This window comes from Cryobacterium sp. 10I1 (genome assembly GCF_035019805.1).
Classification (GTDB): Bacteria; Actinomycetota; Actinomycetes; order Actinomycetales; family Microbacteriaceae; genus Cryobacterium; species Cryobacterium glucosi.
This window is the reverse complement of record NZ_JASJVF010000156.1, coordinates 1-8,016: the sequence shown is the minus strand read 5'-3', so window position 1 is coordinate 8,016 and position 8,016 is coordinate 1. Positions and strand designations below refer to the sequence as shown.

Sequence of the window (8,016 nt, the reverse complement as noted above, 5' to 3'; positions counted from 1 at the left end):
ACGACCACTATCTCGTCGCCGAACGCGCCGATAACCACATCCTCCTGGCCATGGACGCCGATCTCACCCGTTCGCTCGCCGGAGGTGCACCGTGGATCCTGATGGAACATTCCACGGGAGCCGTCAACTGGCAACCGCGCAACATCGCCAAGACGGCCGGGGAACTCGCCCGGAATTCGCTCTCCCACCTCGCCCGTGGCGCCGACGGGATCCTCTTCTTCCAGTTCAGGGCCTCCCGATACGGCGCTGAGAAGTTTCACTCCGCCATGCTGCCCCACGCCGGTACCGAGACCCGGGCCTGGCGCGACGTGGTCGCACTCGGTGCCACCCTTGCCCGGCTCGAGCCCGTCCGCGCGAGCCGCGTGCAGGCCCGGGTGGCCATCCTCTGGGACGTGGAATCGTTCTGGGCGCAGGACCTCGAGTGGCGCCCGAGCGTCGAGCTCGACCACCGCGAGCGCATCGAGGCGTTCTACTCCGCCCTGTGGAACCAGGGCGTCACCGTCGATTTCGCACACCCGGCCGCAGATCTGCGCGGGTACGACGTGGTGCTGGCCCCGAGCCTGTACCTGTTGGGTCGCGCTGCTGCCGACAATCTCACCGAATACGTGCGCGGCGGCGGCACACTCGTCGTGTCCTATTTCTCAGGGATCGTCGACGAACAGGATGCCGTCTATCCGGGGGCTGCTCCCGGCGCGCTGCGCGACGTGCTCGGCCTCGCCATCCACGAATTCCGTCCCCTGCACGAAAACGAATCGGTTGGCCTGAGCAACGGAAGATCGGGATCCGGCTGGACCGACGACATCCACGTGTCGACAGCAGAGGTGCACTCCCGCTACCTCGATGGGCCCGCCGCCGCGGGACCTGCGATCACCCGGAATTCCCTCGGTGCGGGCACCGCCTGGTACGTGTCAACGCGCCTGATCGGCCATGATCTCGATTCCCTTCTCGGTGAGATACTGACCTCCGTCGGCGTCGGGATCGGGTCGGAGCCCGGAATCGAGGTGGTGACCCGCACAAGTGCTCAGGGTGACTTCACCTTCGTCATCAATCACACAGATGCCGACGCGACCCACCCGGCATCCGGGGCCGAGCTCATCACCGGCGAGACGATCTCGGGCACGGTCACAGTGCCTGCGGGGCTGGCCCGCGTCGTGCACAGCGCCCCAACCGAAACGGCCTGATCTGCCGGAGGCCCGTGGCGAGCATGTTTCATCAGATTACCGGCGTGTAAAACGTCCTGTCCCGGCATTGTGCCTGTCCCGGCCGGCGTGCAAATCTTGCCTAGTTGGTCAACTGTCCAACTTTGCAACCGGGAGCACACGTGCCTTTGTCTCCACCCACAGATCCACCATCGCCGAAGAAGCCCGGTCATCTCGCCGTCGTCACGGACGTCGCAGCACGCCGCACGTCGGGAGCCCGCGGATGAGGCGCATCCCGCCCGCACAGCGTCGGGACGAACTCATCGCGGCGGCCACGCGCGTCATCGCCCGCGATGGGCTGACGGCCGCAACGACCCGCGCCATCGTCGCCGAAGCCGGGATGCCGCTCGGCGCCTTCCACTACATCTTCGACTCCCGTGACGATCTGCTCACGGCCGTGATCGACACCAACACAGAGGAACAGAAGTTCCTCGTGTTCACGAGCGTGGGAACCGACCAGGACCGCAGCGTCAAGGCCGTGCTCCGGGCCGGCCTCGACGCCTACATCGACTGGCTCGTGGCCAACCCGCACCGTGAACTCGCCCTCGCGGAACTTGCCCTGTACGCCTCCCGCACCGGGACCGCCGAAGCGGCACGCACCCAATACGACGTCTACTACCGGTCGGCGAAGGAGTCGTTGCGCCGCGTCACCGAGCTCACCGGGCAGTCCTGGACTGTACCCGTCGAGCAACTCGCGCGTTACCTCGTCGCGATCGTCGACGGGATGACGTCGACCTGGCTCGCGGACCGCGACACCGAGGCCGCCAGGTCCCTCGCGGGCTTCGTCGCTGCGTCGCTCGCGGGACACGCATCCGCGCCCGACAAGGCAGCCACCGAACCGAGTGATGACGAGAGCGACGACATCCGGATGCGCATCCACCTCGATATCGATCTCGATCTCGATCTCGACTGTGACGACAACGACTCCCTCAACAACACCGGCCACAACACCGGCAACAACACCGGCAACAACACCGAACAGGACCCCCGTGCTCACTGACACCGACCCCCACGTGCGCGCCCAGGTCAACCTGCACGCGGTACTCGGCGCGCTGCCACGGCTCGCCGAACTCGCTCCCGATGCCCAGGCGCTCCTCGCCGAACTGAAACGCCCGGTGGCGGTGAGCTTCCGCGGACCGGCCGGACTCAGCCTCGACCTCAGCTTCGCGAAGGACGGGATCACGCCGGGACGCACACCGGGCGCCGCCCGCGCCCTGCTGGTCTTCCGATCGGCCGCGCACCTCAACGCCGTCGTCGACGGAACGGCCGGCCCGATTCCCGCCGCCGGACCGGCCGGACTGCGCTTCCTGCTCACCGTGTTCACGCCGCTCAGCAACCTCCTCGGCTCCTACCTGCAGCCGACCCCCGACCGCCTCGCCGACGCGGGCTTCACCGAGATCACCGCCCTGCTCACCCTGCACGTCGCCGCGACGGCGATCACGATCATCGGCAACGAAGACCGCAGCGGACAGTTCAGCGTCGCGCAGATGCCCGACGGTGACGTGGACATCGAAGTCGGGGAGGGACTCCGCTACCGGCTGGCAGTCCGTGGCGGCAGCATCCGCCTCGATGCCGACCCCACCGGCTCTCCCCGTGCGGCGCTCACCTTCGCGGACCTCGATGTCGCCGGCGGGGTGCTCAGCGGGCGATACAGCGCCCTCGCCTGCATCTGCGACGGTCGGATGGCGATGCGCGGGATGATCCCGCTCGTCGACAACACCAGCAGGATCCTCGACCGCGTCAGCTCCTACCTCGGAAAGTAGCCCGCCATGACCGACACCCTCTCCCCCGTCACGCCCATGAATCCCATCAAGCCGTTCGAATACCCGCTCAGCCGTGCCGCCTTCGCGCGGGCCACGAAGGTGATCCCGTCGGGGATCTACGGCCACCAGGGCCCCTCGGAGGGCTGCTACATCCCACAGGCCTCCTTCCCGCTCTTCTCCTCCCGCGCGGAGGGAAGCCGGTTCTGGGACGTCGACGGCAACGAATACATCGACTACATGTGCGGCTACGGCCCCAACGTGCTCGGGTACGGCGACGCCGAGGTCCACGCGGCCGCCCGCAGGCAGGCCGAACTCGAGGACGTCGTCTCGATCCCGTCGACGATCATGGTCGACCTCGCCGAACTCCTCGTCGAGACGGTCGCGAGCGCAGACTGGGCCTTCTTCGCCAAGAACGGCGGCGACGCAACGACCCTCGCGATCATGACGGCACGCGCAGCGACCCTCCGCAAGAAGATCATCTTCGTGAAGGGCTACTACCACGGGGTGGCACCCTGGTCGCAGAAGCTCGACTACCCCGGGGTCCTCGAAGAGGATGTCGCCAACAACCTGACCATTCCGTTCAACGATATCGAGGCCTTGCGCCAGACTCTCGAACAGCATGCCGGCCAGATCGCCGGGCTGATCGCCCAGCCGTACATGCACGGGAACTTCGTGGACAACGCGCTCCCGGCCGAGGGGTACTGGCAGGCCGTTCGCCGGCTCTGCGACGAGCATGGCGTCGTCCTCATCGTCGACGACGTCCGGGCCGGCTTCCGGCTCGACCTGGCCGGTTCCGACCATTACTACGGCTTCAGTGCCGACCTGATCTGCTTCTGCAAGGCCCTCGCCAACGGTTACAACGTGTCCGCGCTCTGCGGCCGCGACTTCCTTAAGGACGCCGTCAGCAGCATCACATACACGGGCAGCTATTGGATGAGCGCCGTGCCGTTCGCCGCCGCGATCGCCACGATCACCAAGCTGCACCGCATCGACGCGCCCACCCAGTTCGCCCGGCTCGGCACCCGGTTGACCACGGGTCTCGTCGCGGCGGCACACGGCGAGGACTTCACCCTTGTATCCTCGGGGGAACCAGCCCTGTTCTACCTGCGTCTCGCCGACGACGACTCACTCATGCTTCACCAGGAATGGGTCGCCGAATGCGTGCAGCGCGGGGTATTCATCACCTCGCACCACAACCACTTCATCAACGCCGCCCTCACCGAAACGGACGTGGACATGACGATCGATATAGCCAGGCAGGCCTTCTCCATCGTCCGGAAGCGGCATCCGCTGTGGAGCTGAGCCCGCACCTCCCCGTCCCACGGGCGGAGCTGGTCTCGGTCGGGTCGACCTATGCCGTGCAGGGACTCGGGTACGCAGTGATCGCGACCTCCCTGCCCACCATCCAGGCACGCCAGTCCCTCGACGCGACCATGGTGGCCCTCCTTCTCCTCGGGGTCTCGCTCGCCGCGGCGGGCGGATCGGTCCTCGCCGACGCGATCGCCATCCGCCGCAACAGCAAGGCCGCGCTGCTCAGCGGGCTCGCCGCCCAGGCCGTCGGGTTCTTCATGATGGCGACCGCACAGCCGGCCCCGATCTACATCGGTGCCGTACTGCTCTACGGCGTCGGGCTGGGCGCGGTGGATGCTTCGAGCGCGATGCAGGGCGTCCTCGTGCAGAGGGGCAGGCCCCGCCCCCTCCTGGGGCGGTTCTTCGCCGCCTACACGCTCGCCGCGATCGTGGGGGCATTCCTGATGGTCGCGCTCGTGGAGACCCCGGCCGGCGCCGGGGCGGTCCTCGCGATCGTCGGAGTGGTCGACGTGCTCGTCATCGTCGCCGGCTGGCGGCTCCTCGACACGGGTCATGCGGCCCGCAAGCCCGGGCACGCCCGCGACGCCACCCGCATTCCGCGCTGGCCCGTCTTCGTGATCGGGGCGCTCATCCTCGCCGCGTTCGTCGCCGATTCCGCCGTGAGCACCTGGAGCAGCATCTACCTCAGCGGCACGCTCCATACGGCGGCCTGGGCTGCGCCGCTCGGTTACGCCGCATACCAGATCGTCGTGCTCATCTCACGGCTCGGCGTGGACTACCTCGTCCGCCGTACCGCCCGCACGGTGATCGCAACGTCGGCCATCGTCTTCGGCGGCATCGGATTCGTGGTGATCGCCCTGGTTCCGACCGAAGCAGGCGCGATCATCGGCTTCGCCCTCACCGGCGTGATCGCGGGGGCGCTCGTCCCGCTGTCCTTCGGGGCCGCCGGCGACGTCCTCCCGTCCCGCAGCGACGAGATCATCGCGAGGGTGAACCTCTTCAATTACGCCGGCGCCATCCTCGGCACCGTCATCGTCGGGGTGGTCGCCGACCAGACCGGTTTCGGCATCGCCTTCCTGATCCCCCTCGTGATCCTGGTCCTGGTCCTGCCCGCAACCCGGGCCCTGCGCAAGCCGAAAGCCATCCCCCTCGAGGCACCCCAGCCCGGCTGAGCACGGCAACAGTTGCCCGTGCGGAACTGCCGGGCCTTGTCCGGAGCGTAAAAAAATGAAATCATGTTGTCACTAGATGGAAATTCTCCGGTCGCAGTTGATCGGATTCTCTCGAAAGGCGGCGGCATGAGCCTGGACGCTCCGGAATCCACGGGCACCCGGACCGTTGAACGCGCACTCGGCCTCCTCGCCTACGTGTGCGAACACGGCGCCGTGTCCCTGACCGAAGCCGCGCGCGGCAGCGACCTGTCGATCTCGACCGCCCTCCGGCTCCTGCGGACCCTCGAAACCACGGGGTTCGTCTCGCGGGACGACAGCGGCGACTACCGGCCGGGGAGCATCACCATCCGGCTCGGCGCCCAGGCGCTCTCCCGGGAGACCATCGTCTCCGTCGCGGAGCCGAAGCTGCACGAGATCGTCGAGCTCACGAGCGAAAACGCCTACCTCGGACTGCCGTCGACGTCGGACACCATGCTGTACGCGGCCGGCGTGCACGGGACACATCCGGTCCAGCTCGCCAACTGGGTCGGCCGGGTCATTCCCCGCTCGACGACGGCTGCCGGACGGGCATTCGCCGGCGCTGTCGGTCCCCGGGGTTTCACCGTCGTCCGAAGCGGAGCAGACCATGACTCGACTGCGATCGCCGTGCCCGTTCACTCGGTCGGCAAGATCGTCGCAACCGTGTCGGTCGTCATCCCGAACTACCGCGTCACCGATCCCGGACTGGATCGCATCGGCGCCCTTCTCATCCGGGTCGCCGGCGAGATCTCCGAACGGCTGGGTTCCGACCCGCTGCCGCAGAATCAGACAAAACCAACCGACTAACCAACCGGCGCCGGCCGGCATCAACCAGAAGGAAGAAAATCGTGGCCCAGAAGCATCTCCCCCGTCCGGTTCGCGCTGCCAGGGGCACCACCCTGACCGCGAAGAGCTGGCAGACCGAGGCGCCGTTGCGCATGCTGATGAACAACCTCGACCCCGAAGTCGCCGAGCGTCCCGACGATCTCGTCGTCTACGGCGGCACCGGGAAGGCCGTCCGCAGCTGGGAGGCGTTCGACGCGATCGTGCGCACCCTCCGTGAGCTCGAGGACGACGAGACCCTGCTCGTGCAGTCCGGCAAGCCGGTCGGGGTCTTCCGCACCCACACCTGGGCGCCACGGGTGCTGATCGCCAATTCCAACCTCGTCGGGGACTGGGCGACGTGGCCCGAGTTCCGCAAGCTCGAGCAGGCCGGGCTGACCATGTACGGCCAGATGACCGCCGGTTCGTGGATCTACATCGGCACCCAGGGCATCCTGCAGGGCACATTCGAGACTTTTGCCGCGATCGCGGACAAACGATTCGGCGGCACTCTCGCCGGAACGCTCACCCTCACCGGCGGGGCAGGTGGCATGGGCGGGGCCCAGCCCCTCGCCGTGACGATGAACGGCGGCGCGGTGCTGATCGTGGACGTCGACCCCGCCAGACTGCAGCGCCGCGTCGACCACGGCTACCTCGACGAGATGACGGACGACCTCGATGACGCCGTCACCCGGGTCCTCGCCGCGAAGGCGGAGCGCCGGGCGCTCTCCGTCGGACTCGTCGGCAACGCGGCATCCGTCTTCACCGAACTGCTCGAACGCGGAGTCGCGATCGACATCGTCACCGACCAGACCAGTGCGCACGACCCGCTCAGTTACCTGCCGGAGGGCATCAGCGTCGCCGACTGGCACACCCGCGCCGCCGCGGACCCCGAGGACTTCACGATCCGGGCGCGGGCATCGATGGCCAGGCACGTCACCGCGATGGTCGGGTTTCGCGACGCCGGGGCCGAGGTGTTCGACTATGGCAACTCGATCCGTGCCGAGGCGGTCCTGGGCGGATGCGAGCGCGCATTCGAGATTCCGGGTTTTGTTCCCGCCTACATCCGGCCGCTGTTCGCCGAGGGCAAGGGACCGTTCCGCTGGGCCGCCCTCTCCGGGGACCCGGCCGACATCGCCGCGACCGACCGGGCGATCCTCGAACTGTTCCCGAACGATGCGAAACTCGCGCGCTGGATCCACGGCGCCCAGGAGAAGGTGCAGTTCGAAGGCCTCCCCGCCAGGATCTGCTGGCTCGGCTACAAGGAACGGCACCTCGCCGGGCTGCGGTTCAACGAGATGGTCGCCTCCGGCGAGATCAGTGCCCCGATCGTGATCGGACGCGACCACCTCGACGCCGGCTCCGTCGCTTCTCCGTACCGCGAGACCGAGGCGATGAAGGACGGCTCGGACGCGATCGCCGACTGGCCGCTGCTCAATGCCCTGCTCAATACGGCGTCCGGCGCGACCTGGGTGTCGATCCACCAGGGCGGCGGTGTCGGCATGGGCCGGTCGATCCACGCCGGCCAGGTCACCGTCGCCGACGGAACGGATCTCGCCGCCCAGAAGATTGAACGGGTACTGATCAACGACCCCGGCACCGGCGTGATGCGTCACGTCGACGCCGGTTACGAGCGGGCGGCCGCCGTTGCCCGTGAGCGCGGGCTGCGACATGCTCGTCTGTTCGTGAAGGAGCGACAGCACCAAGCGCATCCGCTCTGAGCGCTTGCCG

7 protein-coding genes are annotated in these 8,016 nt (G+C 67.8%); all 7 read left to right on the top strand.

Translation table 11 applies throughout. The features are described 5' to 3' along the window. The coding region (locus QN345_RS12965) for a beta-galactosidase (protein ID WP_323508724.1) at window positions 1-1,181 on the top strand (1,181 nt) is incomplete at its 5' end. A 241-nt stretch (window positions 1,182-1,422) separates the two neighbouring features. Beyond that, window positions 1,423-2,199: a TetR/AcrR family transcriptional regulator gene (locus QN345_RS12960; RefSeq protein WP_322135238.1), complete on the top strand. Its 777-nt coding sequence runs from the start codon at window positions 1,423-1,425 to the stop codon at window positions 2,197-2,199. Beyond that, window positions 2,189-2,962: a hypothetical protein gene (locus tag QN345_RS12955; RefSeq protein ID WP_322135237.1), complete on the top strand. Its 774-nt coding sequence runs from the start codon at window positions 2,189-2,191 to the stop codon at window positions 2,960-2,962. The genes QN345_RS12960 and QN345_RS12955 overlap by 11 nt, the downstream gene beginning before the upstream one ends. 6 nt (window positions 2,963-2,968) lie before the next feature. Continuing rightward, a complete protein-coding gene (locus QN345_RS12950) occupies window positions 2,969-4,264 on the top strand; it encodes an aminotransferase class III-fold pyridoxal phosphate-dependent enzyme (protein WP_322135236.1) in 1,296 nt (431 codons plus the stop codon). Then, window positions 4,255-5,445 carry an MFS transporter gene (locus QN345_RS12945; RefSeq protein ID WP_166787377.1) on the top strand — a complete coding sequence of 397 codons (1,191 nt, stop codon included), beginning with the start codon at window positions 4,255-4,257 and terminating at the stop codon, window positions 5,443-5,445. Before QN345_RS12950 ends, QN345_RS12945 begins: the two co-directional genes overlap by 10 nt. 126 nt (window positions 5,446-5,571) lie before the next feature. Then, window positions 5,572-6,270 carry an IclR family transcriptional regulator gene (locus QN345_RS12940; protein WP_134449305.1) on the top strand — a complete coding sequence of 233 codons (699 nt, stop codon included), beginning with the start codon at window positions 5,572-5,574 and terminating at the stop codon, window positions 6,268-6,270. 41 nt (window positions 6,271-6,311) lie between these two features. Then, window positions 6,312-8,006, top strand: a complete 1,695-nt coding sequence (gene hutU / locus QN345_RS12935; protein WP_323508723.1) for a urocanate hydratase — start codon at window positions 6,312-6,314, stop codon at window positions 8,004-8,006. Window positions 8,007-8,016 lie beyond the last annotated feature (10 nt).